Annotated in this window: 11 protein-coding genes; 9 read left to right on the top strand and 2 right to left on the bottom strand. The window is 51.3% G+C overall.

Annotation, left to right across the window (positions count from 1 at the left end; translation table 11 throughout):
- Window positions 1–196: 196 nt before the first annotated feature.
- Both BMW65_RS00745 and BMW65_RS00740 read left to right on the top strand, forming a co-directional pair.
- A complete protein-coding gene (locus BMW65_RS00745; protein WP_090602000.1) occupies window positions 197–556 on the top strand; it encodes a hypothetical protein in 360 nt (119 codons plus the stop codon).
- On the top strand, window positions 553–1,575 hold the full coding sequence (locus BMW65_RS00740) for a type II toxin-antitoxin system antitoxin SocA domain-containing protein (protein ID WP_090601998.1): 1,023 nt from the start codon (window positions 553–555) through the stop codon (window positions 1,573–1,575). The genes BMW65_RS00745 and BMW65_RS00740 overlap by 4 nt, the downstream gene beginning before the upstream one ends.
- Window positions 1,576–1,622: 47 nt before the next feature.
- Here the strand turns inward: BMW65_RS00740 and BMW65_RS00735 are convergent, their stop codons facing one another.
- Window positions 1,623–2,522 (bottom strand): AraC family transcriptional regulator, encoded by a 900-nt coding sequence (locus BMW65_RS00735; RefSeq protein ID WP_090601997.1) that lies wholly within the window; start codon window positions 2,520–2,522, stop codon window positions 1,623–1,625.
- A gap of 128 nt (window positions 2,523–2,650) precedes the next feature.
- Between BMW65_RS00735 and BMW65_RS00730 the strand changes: the two genes are divergently transcribed.
- The 7 genes from BMW65_RS00730 (at window position 2,651) to BMW65_RS00700 (ending at window position 13,173) form a co-directional block, all read left to right on the top strand.
- On the top strand, window positions 2,651–4,069 hold the full coding sequence (locus BMW65_RS00730; RefSeq protein ID WP_090601995.1) for an arabinose isomerase: 1,419 nt from the start codon (window positions 2,651–2,653) through the stop codon (window positions 4,067–4,069).
- A gap of 8 nt (window positions 4,070–4,077) precedes the next feature.
- Window positions 4,078–6,711, top strand: a complete 2,634-nt coding sequence (locus BMW65_RS00725; protein WP_090601994.1) for a glycosyl hydrolase — start codon at window positions 4,078–4,080, stop codon at window positions 6,709–6,711.
- Window positions 6,708–7,211 (top strand): hypothetical protein, encoded by a 504-nt coding sequence (locus tag BMW65_RS00720; RefSeq protein WP_090601993.1) that lies wholly within the window; start codon window positions 6,708–6,710, stop codon window positions 7,209–7,211. The genes BMW65_RS00725 and BMW65_RS00720 overlap by 4 nt, the downstream gene beginning before the upstream one ends.
- A 254-nt stretch (window positions 7,212–7,465) precedes the next feature.
- Window positions 7,466–10,153, top strand: a complete 2,688-nt coding sequence (locus BMW65_RS00715) for a c-type cytochrome (RefSeq protein ID WP_090601991.1) — start codon at window positions 7,466–7,468, stop codon at window positions 10,151–10,153.
- Between the two features lie 12 nt (window positions 10,154–10,165).
- Window positions 10,166–11,218 (top strand): DUF4432 family protein, encoded by a 1,053-nt coding sequence (locus BMW65_RS00710; RefSeq protein WP_090601989.1) that lies wholly within the window; start codon window positions 10,166–10,168, stop codon window positions 11,216–11,218.
- Window positions 11,219–11,258: 40 nt separating this feature from the next.
- Entirely contained in the window at window positions 11,259–12,299 is a 1,041-nt protein-coding gene (locus BMW65_RS00705) for a ThuA domain-containing protein (protein ID WP_090601988.1), read from the top strand.
- A 22-nt stretch (window positions 12,300–12,321) separates the two neighbouring features.
- Window positions 12,322–13,173 carry a sugar phosphate isomerase/epimerase family protein gene (locus BMW65_RS00700; RefSeq protein WP_090601986.1) on the top strand — a complete coding sequence of 284 codons (852 nt, stop codon included), beginning with the start codon at window positions 12,322–12,324 and terminating at the stop codon, window positions 13,171–13,173.
- An 80-nt stretch (window positions 13,174–13,253) separates the two neighbouring features.
- Here the strand turns inward: BMW65_RS00700 and BMW65_RS00695 are convergent, their stop codons facing one another.
- The gene (locus tag BMW65_RS00695) at window positions 13,254–16,424 is read right to left on the bottom strand and encodes a PVC-type heme-binding CxxCH protein (RefSeq protein WP_218145313.1); all 3,171 of its coding nucleotides are present in this window, start codon (window positions 16,422–16,424) and stop codon (window positions 13,254–13,256) included.
- Window positions 16,425–16,560 lie beyond the last annotated feature (136 nt).

Raw genomic sequence — 16,560 nt, 5'->3', positions numbered from 1 at the left:
ATTTAGTGTATGAAAAATAAACTAATAAGTTTAAAAAATTGATAAAATATTTTATAATTCAACTTATTAGTTATATTTTTGTGACCGCATAAAAGATGTAAAAACGTCTATCGCCAAACAACCTTATCACGAATAAGTTGTTTGTTTGCGAAGAGATGGGATAATGTTCGATGTATTTATTTAATTCCGTATTGCCGTGGCGACAAGAGACGACGTTTCCCATTTCCTACAAGCGTTCTTTGCCAAGTACCGGGTATTTGATATCATTTTCAGGGACAGCAGGCCAAAGAATGCACAGACACTGTTGGGTTTGGAAATCACTCCGGTCAAGCGGCGCGAAATCGTGGAGTCCATTACGATTACTGACTATAGCGAAGGCCCGCTGGACGATCAGTTGTACGGAATAGCCAGCATGTGGGTATTCGGCAAAATATATAAGGATAACGAACTGTATATAAAAATATCAATGGGGACATCAGGCAATCCGGTCATTTGCATCTCATTCCATCCGGCAGCGCATCCTATCAGCTATCCCTTCAAAAAGGAAAAAATATGAACAGCCCAATCACAGGAAAACCAATGAAATTGGTCCGCGAGGCGGACACCCTCACGTTCCGTAAGGAAACGTTCAACATCATGTACCATTATTACCTGTGCGAAAGCAGTGGCGAGCGGTTTACCGACGACCGGCTGGATGCACTCAATACGGTGCAGGCCACCAACCAATACCGGGAAAAATACGGTATCCCGTTTCCGGAGGAAATCCGGCAGATCCGCGGGCAGTACGGCGTATCGGCCAGCAAGATGTCGGAGATATTGGGATTGGGAGCCAATACCTACCGGCTTTACGAAGCGGGGGAAATGCCCACGGTAGCCAATGGGCGGCTCATCCTGTCCGTACGCGAGCCGGAGGAATTCATCAAGCAGGTAAAGGCAAGCAGCCATTTTTTAGAAGAGCAGGAGGCAAACAAGTTTATCGCAAAGGCAGAGGCATTGATTGAGCGCCGTCGTGATATACTATATGATATTGGACTTTCGCAGATTGTGTTGCGTGAGGAGCCCCCCAATTCTTACAATGGATACCGACGCCTTAGCCTGCCGCGTGTCGCCCAAGCCATCGCCTATTTTGAACAGCACATCGGCAACCTGTATAAGACCAAGCTCAACAAGCTGTTGTTTTACATGGATTTTTTTGCATACAGGAATCATGGCTACTCTATTACCGGTTTGCAATACCGTGCCATCCCGTTCGGGCCGGTGCCAGCCGAATACGGGCGGCTTTTCCTTCGGCTACAGGATGAAGGAAAGGTTTCCATAGAAGAACGCAAGGGCAAGGATGACCAGTACGTGGAGGTTTATCATCCCAATATCTCGTTTGACGGTGGTCAATTTTCGGAGGAGGAGAATCGCATTCTACAGTCCGTTGCCAAGCTGTTCAGCGACAAGAATACTGGCGACATTGTTCGCCTTAGCCACGAGGAGCAGGCATGGAAAGCTAATGAAGGCGACCGGCAGCTTATCGATTACCAGCGTTATGCGTTTGGCGTACGCGGCAGTGGTGGTTTGTCGGATTAACGAGCCTAACTCGACGCCTGCATGATGTTGCTTTAAGCAAAGGATTGCTAACGGCCCGATACGGGTCGCATGTATCGATCACGATAGTTGGCGGGCGACAATCCCGTTTTCTCCTTAAACAGCTTGGAGAAATAAAAGCATGAATCGAATCCCAGGTCATAGGCTACTTCCTTGATGAGCTTATTCGGAAATGTCAGCAATAATTTGGCTTTTTCGATTTTGAGCTGGATCAAGTATTGTCCCGGGGAGATGCCGGTGTATTTTTTGAACACCTTCCTGAACTGGGAATAACTCAAGCCTAAATCTTGGGCAACTTGCTCGGCTGATATGGAAGTCTCGACATTTTCGCGGAATATTATCCGGGCTTTATTTACTATGCTGTCTTCATAATCCCTATTGGCATGCAGTGCATTTTCTTTGGAGATGGCATGCACGGATCCCAAGAGATGCAGGATTTCCCCGGAAATGAGTGGTTGGTAGCCGGTAAGCTCGGTATTGGTGCGCGCACAGATATCATTGAAGAAAGCAACGATTTCTTCCCGGAACCCGATGCGTATAATCGGGTTTTGCCTACTAAAAAATTTATTTTTCACCAGTTGGTCTGCTATGGGGCCCTTGAACCCAACCCAATACTCATTCCACCCCGTGTTTTCATTCGGTTTATAACGGTGCCATTCATCCGGAAACAACAAAATGATGGAACCTTCCTGGATGGCTATTGCTCCACTGGTTTTTGATTCGAATAAGCCTTCACCGTGTGTGATGTAAATCAATTGGTATTCATCCAGTACACGGCCGTGCTGCCAATCGAAATAATAAGTAGCCGGGTGGTCTCTACTGGGGTAGGCAGAAGACAGTGGGATTTGGCCGAATCCCGTATTTAACGTATATAAACCCCATTGCTCATCGCGGGTGCTCACGGGTAGGTATTTATGGTATGTCTTCATATGTTATCATTCCTAATTGGTTCAAAATGTACATCGATAATGTCAAATCGTGTATGGATGTTAAAATTATAAAAAATAACTTAGCCTACCATTAATACAGTTATAAGCACGTATAAAACATCATTTCAATGCGGTTAAAGATAGGTTTGTTCGGCATAGGGCTCGACGTTTACTGGGAGCAGTTCGAAGGGTTGAAAAATCGGTTGCTGACTTATTTGCATCAGGTGCACCATCGCTTGGAGGCTTATGATGCAGCTATCATCAACCTGGGCCTCATTGATACCGTCGGTAAAGCCATGGATGCAGGCCATCGTTTTCGGCAGGCGGATGTGGATATCATTTTTCTGTATGTGACTACCTATGCATTATCCGCCACAGTGCTTCCTGTGGTACAACGCGCCAAGGTTCCTGTTATCGTATTGAACCTTTCGCCCGAATCGGCTATTGACTATCGATATTTCAATAGCCTCGATAGACACGACATGACGGGTGAATGGCTGGCCTACTGCTCGGCTTGTCCGGTGCCCGAGCTGGCCAACGTATTTAACCGGGCCGGTATTCAGTTTTATCAGGTGACGGGCTTGTTGGGTGAAGAAGATGAATGCTGGCAAGAAGTGGCGGGGTGGGTGGAGGCCGCGAAGGTAGCCAACACGATGGCGCATAACCGACTGGGTGCAATGGGGACGTATTATTCGGGTATGCTGGATATTTATACCGACTTGACCCTCCAGCTATCCACTTTTGGAGGCCATATTGAACATCTTGAGGTAGACGAGCTGTCATCCCTACGAACCTATGTAACGGCGGCGCAAATCGAGGAACGGGTAAGGGATTTTTATGCGGCTTTTGATGTCTGGCCGGATTGCAGCCTTGCTGAATTGGAACGGGCTGCCCGCACGTCTGTGGCGCTTGACGAGTTAGCGGCCAAGTATCACTTGGGTTCGTTGGCCTATTACTACAAAGGACGTGGCATCGCCGAAAATGAAAATACCATGAGCTCGATTATCCTCGGGAGCACGTATCTGACGGCCAGGGGTATTCCGGTGGCGGGTGAATACGAAATCAAGAATGCCCAAGCGATGAAAATACTGGACGGTTTCGGTGCCGGAGGGTCATTTACCGAATACTATGCCATGGATTTTGACGCTGATGTGGTACTGATGGGACATGATGGTCCGGGACATTTCCGGATTGCTGAGGGAAAGATCAAGGTAAAACCATTGCAAGTTTATCACGGAAAGGTAGGCAACGGGCTATCCGTGGAAATGTCGGTAAAGCATGGGCCGGTTACCTTATTATCGGTGGTGGAAGATGGCAGGGGAAAACTGGCTTTTCTGGTAGCTGAAGCCGAATCGGTATCAGGCCCTATCCTGGAAATCGGCAATACCAATAGCCGTTACCGTTTTCCCATCGGGGCCCGCCGATTTGTAGAAAACTGGAATACGTATGGCCCGGCACACCATTGTGCCGTGGGGACTGGCCATGTTGCAGGCAAGATTGAAAAATTGGGAAAATTACTTCGTATGGAAACCATTAAGATTTGTTGATTAGCACGATGAAAACACAACGTTATACCAGCGGGATGTGCTGCTTGGTGATCCTTGCAGTATTATGCCATAGCCAATTGGGGCATGCCCAGCAAAAAGCGGAAATCGCTACCATTCGGCAATTGGCAGAAGCGTTCAAGCAACCAGATAAGTCCTTTGGGAGTGCCCCGCTGTGGGTATGGCATACGGATGTCACCGAAGCCATCATCGATAGCATGATGCAAGACTTCAAGGACAAGGCATTTGGTGGTGTGTTTGTCCATCCGCGCCCGGGACTCATCACCCCGTACCTTTCCGACGAATGGCACCGGCTTTTTACCTATACCGTGGCCAAAGGAAAAGCATTGGGGCTGCACGTATGGATTTATGACGAGAATTCATATCCCAGCGGCTTCGCAGGGGGACATGTGCCGGCGGAAATGCCCGAATCTTACAACCAAGGGCAGATGCTCAACCTGACAAAGACGGATCGGCTGCCGCATAACATGAGCCCGTATTTCGTTGTCCTCCGCGAAACTTCCAACGGCTACCTTGATATTTCAGGCCGTGCTGATCGATATGCGGATAGTTTGGGGACGTATTTTTTGTTTAAAAAAGCTTTTTATGACCAGTCTCCGTGGTATGCCGGGTTTTCCTATGTGGATTTGTTGAAAGCAGGGGTGACGGAAAAGTTCATTGAAGTAACCATGGCCGGATATGAACGGCATTTCGGAAAGGAATTTGGACATACTGTACCCGGTGTATTTACGGACGAACCCAATATCGAAGTGCAGGGTGAAAATAATATCCGCTGGACGCCTGACTTATTTGAGCAGTTCAAGCAACGGTGGGGATACGATTTAGTGCCTCATCTTCCATCCCTGTATGAAGAGGTGGGCGCATGGCGGAAAATCAGGCATAATTACTACCAGGTGCTGCTCCAGCTGTTTATCGACCGGTGGTCCAAACCATGGTACGCCTATACCGAGAAGAACGGCTTGGAATGGACGGGGCACTATTGGGAGCACGGCTGGCCCAGCCCGAACCATGGCGGCGATAACATGGCGATGTACGCCTGGCACCAACGTCCGGCAATCGATATGCTATTCAACCAATTTGACGAGACAAGTCCCAATGCCCAGTTTGGGAATATCCGGGCAGTCAAGGAGCTGGCCAGCGTAGCCAATCAACTCGGGCGGAAGCGTACCCTGAGCGAGACCTATGGAGGCGGAGGATGGGAGTTGACGATGACGGACATGAAACGCCTGAGGGATTGGCAGTATGCGCTGGGCGTCAATACGTTAAACCAGCACTTGGCTGACATGACGCTATTGGGTGCCCGCAAATATGACTATCCGCAGTCATTCTCCTACCACAACCCGTGGTGGCCGTATTATTGGGTGCAAAACAGCTATTTCGCCAGGCTGTCGCTGGCGCTTTCGGCGGGCAAGCAGATCAACGATATCTTGGTTATCGAACCGACCACCTCGGCTTGGCTGTATTCTGCCTTCCAATCGGCCAATCCCCGCCGGGATACGATTGGCCGACAATTCCAGGCGTTTATAACCACCTTGGAGCGCGCCCAATCGGAATACGATCTCGGCTCGGAAAATATCATCAAGGATCACGGGAGCGTGCGTGGAACGCGGTTCGTCATTGGCGAGCGTGGATACCGTACCGTGGTCATCCCACCGGGCATGGAGAATATCGACAGGTCTACCTTTAGCCTGTTGCTACAATATGCCAAGCAAGGGGGGCAAATCTTACTTTTCGAAGCCATGAGATACATTGATGGCGCAGCTGCCGAAACGGAAATTGCACAACTGCAAGCCTTTGGCGATGTGCGTGCGGTTGAAACGCTGGACGAGCACGTGATACGCGATTATTTCTTGCCGGAAGATGTGGTATTCAAAGGGAAAGATCTCCTGCAACCGCAGCTATACCACCACAGGAGGAGGCTACAAGATGGGCAATTGCTGTTTTTGGCTAATTCCAGCCTGGATGAAGCCAGGGACGTTGCCGTAGCGGTACAGGGCAAGCAGGTGCTTTTTTTGGATACGGAAACCGGTGATGTGCTCGATTTCCCGGGTGCCCGCTCGGATTCCACCCAACTGCTACGGTATCATCTTCCGGCGGCTGGCAGCGCCTTATTTTTTATCGCAGACGAGGCCCGGGATGCCTATCCGGCTTGGAAGGCCCCGGCAACGCAGGCACGGGCGATTGCCACCCGGCAGAGCCGGGTGAAGCGGCTACGGCCGAATGTATTGACCATTGACTTCTGCGATGTTGCTATCGGCGATACGTTGCTGAAGGACGTCAACACATTTTATGCGGCAGATACGGTTTTCAAGCATTATGGGTTTGCGGATGGCAATCCGTGGAATACATCCGTCCAATATAAAGACCACACTATCCGAAGGGATACCTTCGGCCAAGGGACGGGTTTTGCCGCAAGTTACCATTTTCAGCTGGCCGCCGGAACGGCGACGGTTGGATTACAGGCCGTGGTGGAACGGCCACATCTTTGGCAGGTGGCTATCAATGGGCAGGTGATCCATCCAATTCCCGATCAATGGTGGCTGGATCGTGATTTTGCCGTGTTTGACATCGGCAGGTATGCAAAGCAGGGAATAATACCATTGAACTGCGGGCAAACCGGATGAGCGTCCATGCGGAAATCGAACCTGTATATGTCTTAGGCGATTTTGCACTCCATCCGCTGGAGAAAGGGTGGGGCCTATCGGCCAGTACGCCGCTGTCATTGGGTAGTTGGAAGGAAGCAGGCATGCCGTTTTATGGGCATGAGGTGTCCTACACCAAGCAGTTTGAAGGCAAAGCCGGCGAACACTACCTCGTGAAGCTCGGCGCGTGGAAGGGTACTGCTGCCATCGTCAAGCTGAATGGCAAAACGGTTGGTTACCTGCACTACCCTCCCCATCAACTGGAATTAGGCAAAGGCATACGAGATGGTAGGAATGAGCTGGAAATTATCATCGTCGGTAGCCTCAAAAACACATTAGGCCCCCATCACGGCAGTCCACGGCCGGGCATGGTATCGCCATGGCATTGGCGCAATGTCAAAAACTACCCTGCTGGCGATGCGTATGATAGTTATGACTATGGGCTAATGGAAGATGTAGAAGTATATTTGTTCTACGAATGAATCATTTAACGGAGGTAACGTCGCCCACGCAGGACAGCACAGGTTGCCTCTTTGTAAGAAAGCTAGTAGTATTGCAATACACCAGTTATTGCAATTTGGGTTACCTATACTCCAACTTATAGCGCTGAATAGACGATGCAACGAAGCAGATCCGGCTTAATGATTTTGAACAAAATCCAGGATGGTAACCACTGCCAGAATCGTTACATTCGCATAAACAAAACAATTGTACTAACAGATATATGCAAACTTTTATGAAAAAACCCGCCGGTCTAGTAGCAGGACTCCAGCTATTGCTGCTCGCTTCGGCATGCCAGACCGAAAAGGAAGATGGATCGGCTAACGTAGATACGGGCCCAAAAGTGGAAAAAATCACCATCGCCCCGGATTTCGTTGTGGAACACCTTTACAGCCCTTCTGAAAATAAAGAGGGTTCGTGGGTGGCGATGACATTCGATGACAAAGGACGGATGATCGTATCCGATCAGTATGGATCCCTATACCGGCTGGATATGCCCGAAATCGGGATGGACACGCTGGCGGTTAAGCCACAGCGGCTTGCTTTTCCGGGGGACGAGTGGAAGGATGATACCACCCAGACCAAAGTGGGGATGGGGTATGCGCAAGGGTTACTTTGGGCGTTCAATAGCCTGTATGTGATGGTGAATCACAAGAGCGATACCACATTTGAAAAGAGCAGTGGGCTGTATCGGCTGAAGGATAATGACGGTGATGACCAATTTGATGAAATTACGTTATTAAAGTCGTTCGAAGGGGAAGGCGAGCATGGGCCGCACAGCATCATTTTGGCTCCCGACGGGCAGTCAATCTACCTTGTATGCGGCAACCATACCGACGTACCTAAGATGGACAGCTACTTGCTGCCCTCTAACTGGGATGAAGACAATGTGTTCCAATCGATTAAAGATCCGCGTGGCCATGCCGTGGATCGCATGGCTCCGGGCGGATGGATAGCCGAAACTGATTCGTTGGGACGACATTGGCAATTCGTGGCCGGCGGATTCCGGAATACGTTTGATATCGCGTTTAATGATGAGGGCGAATTATTTGCCTATGATTCGGATATGGAATGGGACTTCGGGATGCCTTGGTACCGGCCAACCCGGCTGTTGCATGTGACGAAGGGAGCAGAGTTTGGCTGGCGTACGGGTACGGAAAAATGGGCAACCTACTATCCGGACAACCTGCCCCCCTTGCTCAATATCGGGCAGGGATCGCCGACGAACCTGGTTCATGCCGGCAAAGCCGCATTTCCGGACAAATACCGCAACAGCTTGCTGGCCTTTGACTGGAGTTTCGGCATCATCTATGCCGTACACCTGGAACAGCAGGGCGCAACCTATCATGCTTCAGCGGAAGAATTTCTCTCCGGAGCTCCCTTGCCACTTACCGATGGTGAAATTGGTCCGGACGGTGCCCTTTATTTCCTCACGGGTGGCCGGAAGCTGGACTCTGATCTATACCGGGTATATTACCGCAATCACGGTGAAGTGAAGGAAGAACCAAATCGGGAAGCGGGTGATATCACCGAAGAGATGGCTGTGCGTAGGCAGCTTGAGGGATATTTTGAACACGCGGCTGATTCCAACGTAGTCAATGGAATTTGGCCCTATCTCAACCATGATGATCGGCATGTCCGGTATGCGGCAACCGTCGCGCTGATGCACCAGCCGCTCAAATTGTGGGGAAGGAAAGCCTTCCGCGAACGGAATATTCGCACGGTGACACAAGCCATGATTGCCATGGCCAAGATGGGCGACCCGGCACTGCAATCCGTTGTTTTGCGTAAGCTCATGACGGTGGATATCAATCGGATTTCAAGGGAAAACAAGCTGGGCTTGTTGCGGGCATTTGAGCTGGCCTTGTACCGCATGGGGGATCCCGAACCTGTGCTCGCGAACCGATTGACGGCTTATCTATCGGATTCCTATCCTGCAGCGGACAATGCCCTGAACCGGGAACTCAGTAAAATATTAATTCAGGTAGACGCCCCTTATGTGGTAGCGCGCACATTAGCCTTGTTGGACAGCGCAAAGGATGATTCGACCGTGGTGGCCGCAACATTAACCAGTTCGTCCGATTTGATACTGCGGAATCCGCAATATGGGTTGGACATTGCCAATACATTAGTCAAGACACCTCCGGCTCAGCAGATTTATTTTGCGACGGCATTGAGCAAGGCAACGACAGGATGGACCCCGGAGTTGTATGAACGTTATTTCAAGTGGTACTATGATGCGTTTGGCTACAAAGGCGGCAACAGTTTCATTGGTTTCCTTGATGCAGCGCGGAAGCTGGCGTTGGAAAACGTGCCCAAAGAACAATTTGCCCATTATAATGCCATATCCGGGGATTCGCTCCTCGCCGAGTCCGGTAAAGCCTTGCTTGAAAATGTGGAGCCGCCCAAAGGACCGGGTAGAAACTGGGAAATCGATACGGCGTTGAAAGCCGTCGAAAAAGACAAAGGAAAGCGCGATTTTGAGCGTGGAAAATCCTTATTTGCAGCTATACGCTGCATTTCATGTCACACCATGCGTGGCGAAGGCGGAGCGATAGGGCCTGATCTTACGCAACTGGGCACACGGTTTTCCGTGCGCGATATGCTGGAATCCATTATTGAACCCAACGAGGTGATTTCCGACCAATATGAATCCAAAGTTTTGGTGTTAAAAGATGGTTCGTCTGTGTTGGGCAGGCTGGTGAGTGAAGAGGGCGATGTATATTCGGTATCCCAAAATCCTTATGCACCGCAGGTATTGCGGGAGATACCTAAAAATGATGTCAAGGAAATGCGGGTATCTAAGGTTTCTACAATGCCGCCGGGGACGCTGAATGTGTTGAACGAAGAAGAGCTGAAGGATTTGATAGCCTATCTGATGGCCGGCGGAAATGAGAGCAGTCCGGCCTACAAGACAAAATAAGCGTACAACGATATGGGTGACTGGAAAGATAAATTATCAAATCCCTTGCAGGTAGGTGGGATAGAAACCGCCATCCTCGACAACGGACCGGGCAAGGGTACACGCATCGCCTGGATAAATACCGGTACGGGCCTCCGATACAAAGTGATTATCGATCGCGGGCTCGACATCGCCGAGGCATTCTACAATGCCCATGGTTTAGCATGGATAAGCCACCAGGGGGTGACAGCACCCCGGTCCGGCGGATATCGCGGCATTGAATGGTTGAATGCATTCGGCGGCGGGTTGGTGACTACCTGTGGACTGGATCATGTGGGTGGCCCGGAGTCGGATGAATATGGTGAAAGAGGCCTTCACAGCCAGTTCAGTGGGTTATCGGCCACGATTGAGTCTATTGTCCAGCCGGATCTGCTGACGGGGCGTTTGGACATGCATATCACCGGTATTGTCAAACAATCCCAGCCGTTGGGCGCACAGCTTGTGCTGAAACGCACGATTTCGGGTAAGCTGGGCGAGTCGACGATTCGTATCCAAGACGAAGTCGTCAACTACGGTAACATACCTGCTCCCCATATGCTCCTTTACCACATCAATTTGGGTTGGCCGTTGGTTGACGAGGGGGTGGATATTTGTTGGAAAGGGCCATGGACTTCGAGGGAAGGGGACGACAAGGCGCGAATTTTCCGAGAAGGGCAGCCTTTCCGGAAAGGGCGCCCACCGCTGGCAGATCATGTGGGAGACGGTGAAGAAGCGGCGTTCATTGATGTGGAAGCCGATGCTGAGGGAACATGTCTATGCGGAATCCACAATCCGGAGCTTGGCATCGCCTTGACGGTTGCTTTTGAAAAAGCGCAGTTGCCTTGGTTGACCAACTGGCAGCATTGGGGGCCGGGGGAATATGTGGTGGGGTTGGAACCCGGCACGCATCCCCCCATCGGCCAGTCCCAAGCCCGGAGCGATGGCTCCCTTATCTTCTTGCAGCCGAAGGAACGGCGGGATTACGGTGTGACCATCCAGGTATTGGATCAACCGGCCGACATCGCTGCTTTTTTACGTGTCACCTGAAATAAATAATACCGATTGAAAACCAATAATTTATGATCATATGAAGAGGAAAAATCGAATAGTATCATTACCGCTGCTACTGGCTGCACTCGTCAGTTTTGCCTGTTGCTCAGCGACAGAACGCCCTGAGGTATCCGAACCACAATGGGTTACCTATACGGGTTATGAGGGACCTGGGAAGGGCAAGCATATCGTGCTGATCAGCGGGGACGAAGAGTACCGCTCTGAAGAAGCATTGCCCATGCTGGGCCAGCTCCTTGCCAAGAAGTTTGGGTTTACCTGTACCGTGCTTTTTTCCGTTGACCCGTCGACGGGAGAAATCGACGCCATGCAGCAGGCCAACATACCAGGCCTGGCCAACCTGGAATCCGCCGACTTGATGGTCATGTTTACGCGCTTCCGCGAATTGCCGCCTGACCAGATGCGTTATATCGACGACTACCTGAAAGCAGGGAAACCCGTGGTAGGCTTACGCACTGCTACGCATGCTTTCCATTATGCGAAGAATCCTAATGATGCCTTGGCTAACTATGATTTCCAGAGCAAGGTGCCCGGCTGGGAAGGAGGATTCGGCAAACTGGTGCTGGGGGAAACCTGGGTAAGCCACCACGGTGACCATGGCAAAGAGGGGACACGTGGTGTTTTTAACGAAGAGCACGCAGCCAATCCCATCCTGAATGGTGTGAAGGACATCTGGGGACCTACCGATGTCTATACCGTGGGCTCATTGGCCGACGCCGACATCCTGATGTATGGCCAGTCTACCAATGGGATGACGGCTGATTCGCCCATCAATGAAAATAAGGCTGCGTTGCCCGTCGCTTGGACCAGGACCTACAAGCTCCCGGAAGGTAAGGAGGGAAAAGCCTTTACCACAACGATGGGCGCATCGGTCGATTTGTTGAACGAAGATTTAAGAAGATTACTTGTGAATGCATGCTTTTGGGCCATGAACCTTGAAAATCAAATCCCTGAACGTGCTGATGTGGCATTCGTGTCCCCTTATGAACCTACCATGTTCGGTTTCAATAGCTTCAAAAAGGGAAAGCGTCCGGCAGACTACCAGTTGCAAGAAGATTAATTATTTATTAATAAAAAAGACTATGTTAAAAATCGGCGTCAATACATTCTTACTTACCTCTCCGTTTACCAACGAACGCATTGATATTATCCGGCAATTCAAAGCATGGGGCTGCGATGCAGTGGAAATTGCGCTTGAGGATGCCTCGCATATCGATGCACATTTAATCAAGCAAGCGTTGGATGACAACGATATTGTTTGTTCTTCCATTTGTGCCGCTATGGGGCCTGGACGTGATCTCCGTGGCACCAAAGCCGAGCAACAAAATTCAATAGATTACATCACTCAAGTATTGGAAGCCATGGCCATCTTGGACTGCCCGGTCATGGTAGGGCCGCTTTATTCCACGGTAGGCCGGGCAGAGCAAACGGGGGAAGATGCGTATAAAGCACAGTGGGATACCGTGGCAGCACATCTGAAAACACTGGCATCCCGCGCGGATAGCTTGGGAAGAAAACTGGCAATCGAGCCATTGAACCGTTATGAAACGGATTTTATCAATACCTGCGACCAAGCTTTGGAGTTAATCCAAGCGATAGATCACCCCGCAGTTGGCCTGCTTTTGGATACTTACCACATGAATATCGAAGAAAAAGACTCGGCGGTAGCTATCCGTAAAGCGGGCAAACACCTGTTGCATGTTCATGCGTGCGGCTGCGATCGCGGTGCGCCCGGGGGCGACCATATCAATTGGGAGGGCATCCGGGATGCGCTGCAAGCGATCGATTATTCAGGTAGCTTGGTCATTGAATCGTTTACGCCCGAAGTCAAGGTGGTAGCCAAAGCGGCATCCATCTGGCGTAGCTTCGAACCTTCACTTGAAGCCATCGCGCTGAAGGGGATCCCTTTCCTGCGATCCCACTTCGGTGGATAGTACCGCGTTTTGCTTAAAAAAAGGAAACCGGGGAATTCGTTGCATTCCCCGGTTTTTTTATGGTTTTATTTCGGTTTCGGTCACTTCGATAAGGGGTGTTCCTTGAGCAATTCTTCGGGTGTATAGAAGCTCTTTTTATCCGCTATCGCAGCTCGTATTGCCTTCACCTTTTCGGGATCCACGGCCGCCCCCTTGTTGCCAAAGGAGTTTTTTACGTAGGTGAGCACGGCGGCAACTCCCTCATCATCCAGCAGCCCCCCAAACGGCGTCATCGGTACCTGCCCGGCATATTGTTGGCCCGATACTTCCATGGGGCCCTGGAGGCCGTTCAGTGTCAGCTTAATCAACCGCTCGTCGTTATCCAACCACGGGCTGGCAGCCAGGGGTGGGAAGCCGGAGCTGGGTAATCCCTTTCCGTTTGGCTGGTGGCAGGTGGAGCAGAACCCATCTTGCGCATAGAGCAGTTGGCCTTTTTTGTATAGTTCAAGGTCGCGCCCCTTTAGGTCGGTCACCGTAGTTTCTTCCTTTTTCGCTACAATGACGTCTCCGGTCAAACGGGCGAGTGCCGCGCCGTAGGCATTGGCCATCCAATCATCAAGCGGTTTCTTTGCCGCTTCTTCCAAAACGGGCAATCCCTGATCCTCGTCCAGCCAGGATGCCGCTACCAGCGCTTCCAGGCGGACACGCCCATGTTCATCCGTGGCAGCCTCCTTCAGCAGTTGAGCCTGGTCCGCGACCTGGTGACCGGTATAGCGCACCACGCGGACGGCTGCGGCACGCACACGGTAATCCTTGGCATGGAGGAGCTGGCGGAGCAACGATTGGTCGACGTGGTTGAGCCCCCAGCTTACCCACAGCCCTTCCAGGAGGTGGTGCTCATAGTGGGGATCGGTTGCATCCAACTTCCCGATCCAGGTTTTCAGGTGTGCCAGCACTTCCGATGAATCCCGCCCGCGGAGTTCGCGGCGCGTACGGTACCGGGTGCGGTATTCCGGCAGCTTCAGGTTGTCCAGCAGCGTGTCGATTGGGGCATCGGCTACCTGGGCGGGCTTTACCAATGGCCGGGAAGGGTAGGTGACCCGGTAAATGCGCCCATGGGTATGATCCCGCAGGGGATCGCGCTGATTATGTTGCATATGGCCAATCAGCACATTGTGCCAATCAATCAGGTAAAGGGAGCCATCGGGGGCAAATTCCAGATCCACCGGCCGGAAATTGGGGTCTTCGGAGCGCAGCAAATCCTGGCGGTGGCGGCTTTTGTACCCCGTCCCGTCGTCTTCCAGCGTATGCTCCTTGGTGCCCAGGAAGCCGATGGTGTTGTTGATGAGGAAATCGCCCTGCACCTCGTCAGGGAAGTGGCGGCTCGAAATGAATTCCAGCCCCGATGTGGGGCGTACCCGGTGGGCATCCTCGACGAGATTCCTCGATTTCGGGGTGAATTTGCCGTATATGGGTTTGACAGACCCGGGCATCATCCAGCTCACGTCGGGACTGGAGGTTTCGGCATAGAAATTCTGGCCCCAGTCGTCAAAGGCGATGCCCCATGGGTTCGGGATGGAAAGCTGCGTGAATTCCAGCTTGCGGCGGTTAGGGTCGTAACGGAAGAAGCCACCGTTGGTGGTGCGGACCGTGCCATAGGGTGTTTCGACGTCGCTGATGAGGAACACGCCGGTGCCCATGTAGATGGCACCCGATGGATCTACTGTATAGGCATGGTGGGCATGGTGCGTGTCGTGGTCGTCAAAACCGCTGAGCAGGACTTCCTTTTTGTCCGCCTTGCCATCGCCGTCCGTGTCGTTGAGCAAGACGAAATTGGTGCCCTGTGAGACATAGACCCCCTCGGGGGCTAATTCGAACCCGACGGGCAGGTGCAAGCTGTCGGCAAACACCGTTTGCTTATCGGCCTTGCCGTCGTTGTCCGTATCCTCAAAGATGAGGATCTTGTCATTGGGTTTGGGATCCCCCGGTTTCCAGTGTGGGTAGGTGGGCATGATGGCCACCCAGAGACGCCCTTGGTTGTCAAAGGATAGTTGCATGGGTTTCTCCAGATCGGGGAAATCTTCTTCGGAAGCAAAGAGTTCTATCTTATAACCCGGTGCCATCCGGAATTTACTAAGTGCTTCCTCCCCGTACAAGTACCTTGGGTTACCGTTTTTGTTGCTCGGCACGTAGTTTGTCTCCACTTCGGGGAGTTTGGACGTCAGCGCGTCGGCGCTGTCCAGATCCATGCGTTCGCCCTTGAGCGCCTTCCAGATAGCTTCGTCGCGTACGGCGGTCATTTCCCTGATTTTAGTGATTTCCGCTGGATAATTATCGGGCCCGAACGGATCGTAGCGGCGGCCGTAAGCCTGCACACCGTTAGGCATTTTGAAGTCCTTGTGCCACATCCAGTTTTTTTCCATGACCGCTTCGTGCACCAATGTGCGGTGGGAATCATCCCGCACCTTTTCCTTGCCAAAGACCGCATCGGTCAGGAGCAACGAAAATTTCTGGTAGCCCTCGTCATTGAGCTGCAAGCCGTCAATGGTCCATTGCTGGTCGCCCTTGTCGAACAATTTCTTGAACGGCGTGTACATATCCACGAAAAGCACCTTGTTGGTTTCCGCGACTTCCTTCATCGCTTGGGTATACAGAGCGAGGTTTTGGTTTTCGCGTTTGCCGTCTGGCAGGTCATATTTGGCTGAAAGGTCCTCGAAAGCGATGGGCGAGACGATGGCCAACTGAGGCGCGGAGACTCCGTTGTAATGCTGCTGCAAGGTGTATTTGATAAATGCGTCGAGCTCGTCTTTGTAGCGCTGGAGCCCCGCTTCGCCATCGAACGACTCCACCGATCCGAAAAAGGCGATGATGATGTCCGCCTTGTGCCGTGTGATCCACTGGTCGGGCGTCTCAAAGTGTCCCTGGGTATTGGGGTCATTGGCCAGTTCGGTCTGGAACTTTTCGGCACCAGGGAATGCCCAGGGCGTACGGCGGCCGGAATGGGGTCGGAATCCAGGCGTGTTGCCCCCGTCGCTCATGTTGCGGATATACAGCAGGCTGTCCGGGTACCTGAGCTGCATTTCCGTTTCAAAGTAACCGTAATCCATCATCCTTGAACCCAGGTTATTGCCAATCAGGATAATGTGCGCATCTTTTTTGATTTTTAATGTGTTTGAGTTTGAAGTACATTGAAGCGCATATACCAGGGTCAAGGTTGCTCCAAATAAGGTAAGTAATCGAACGACGTTCATTCTTGGATGTCTCTTTTTCATAGTACCTATTTAAAAAAAGCTGTTTGTTTAGTGGATAAACTACTTGTTGTATTCTTGATTTTCTTTAAGGTACCTAAATAACTAAACAGTTGCGTAGAGTTCATTAGGTTATATCATAATTGGCCGTTATTAAAAC

The sequence above is a fragment of the Parapedobacter koreensis genome (assembly GCF_900109365.1).
Taxonomy (GTDB): domain Bacteria; phylum Bacteroidota; class Bacteroidia; order Sphingobacteriales; family Sphingobacteriaceae; genus Parapedobacter; species Parapedobacter koreensis.
This window is presented reverse-complemented; position numbering and strand designations above follow the sequence as displayed.

Excerpts from the sequence above, each read along its gene's own strand:
- BMW65_RS00700 (WP_090601986.1), top strand. The coding sequence starts at position 12,322 with ATGTTAAAAATCGGCGTCAATACATTCTTACTTACCTCTCCGTTTACC.
- BMW65_RS00730 (WP_090601995.1), top strand. The coding sequence starts at position 2,651 with ATGCGGTTAAAGATAGGTTTGTTCGGCATAGGGCTCGACGTTTACTGG.
- BMW65_RS00695 (WP_218145313.1), bottom strand. The coding sequence starts at position 16,424 with ATGAAAAAGAGACATCCAAGAATGAACGTCGTTCGATTACTTACCTTA.
- BMW65_RS00715 (WP_090601991.1), top strand. The coding sequence starts at position 7,466 with ATGAAAAAACCCGCCGGTCTAGTAGCAGGACTCCAGCTATTGCTGCTC.
- BMW65_RS00705 (WP_090601988.1), top strand. The coding sequence starts at position 11,259 with ATGAAGAGGAAAAATCGAATAGTATCATTACCGCTGCTACTGGCTGCA.
- BMW65_RS00720 (WP_090601993.1), top strand. The coding sequence starts at position 6,708 with ATGAGCGTCCATGCGGAAATCGAACCTGTATATGTCTTAGGCGATTTT.
- BMW65_RS00710 (WP_090601989.1), top strand. The coding sequence starts at position 10,166 with ATGGGTGACTGGAAAGATAAATTATCAAATCCCTTGCAGGTAGGTGGG.
- BMW65_RS00735 (WP_090601997.1), bottom strand. The coding sequence starts at position 2,522 with ATGAAGACATACCATAAATACCTACCCGTGAGCACCCGCGATGAGCAA.
- BMW65_RS00740 (WP_090601998.1), top strand. The coding sequence starts at position 553 with ATGAACAGCCCAATCACAGGAAAACCAATGAAATTGGTCCGCGAGGCG.
- BMW65_RS00725 (WP_090601994.1), top strand. The coding sequence starts at position 4,078 with ATGAAAACACAACGTTATACCAGCGGGATGTGCTGCTTGGTGATCCTT.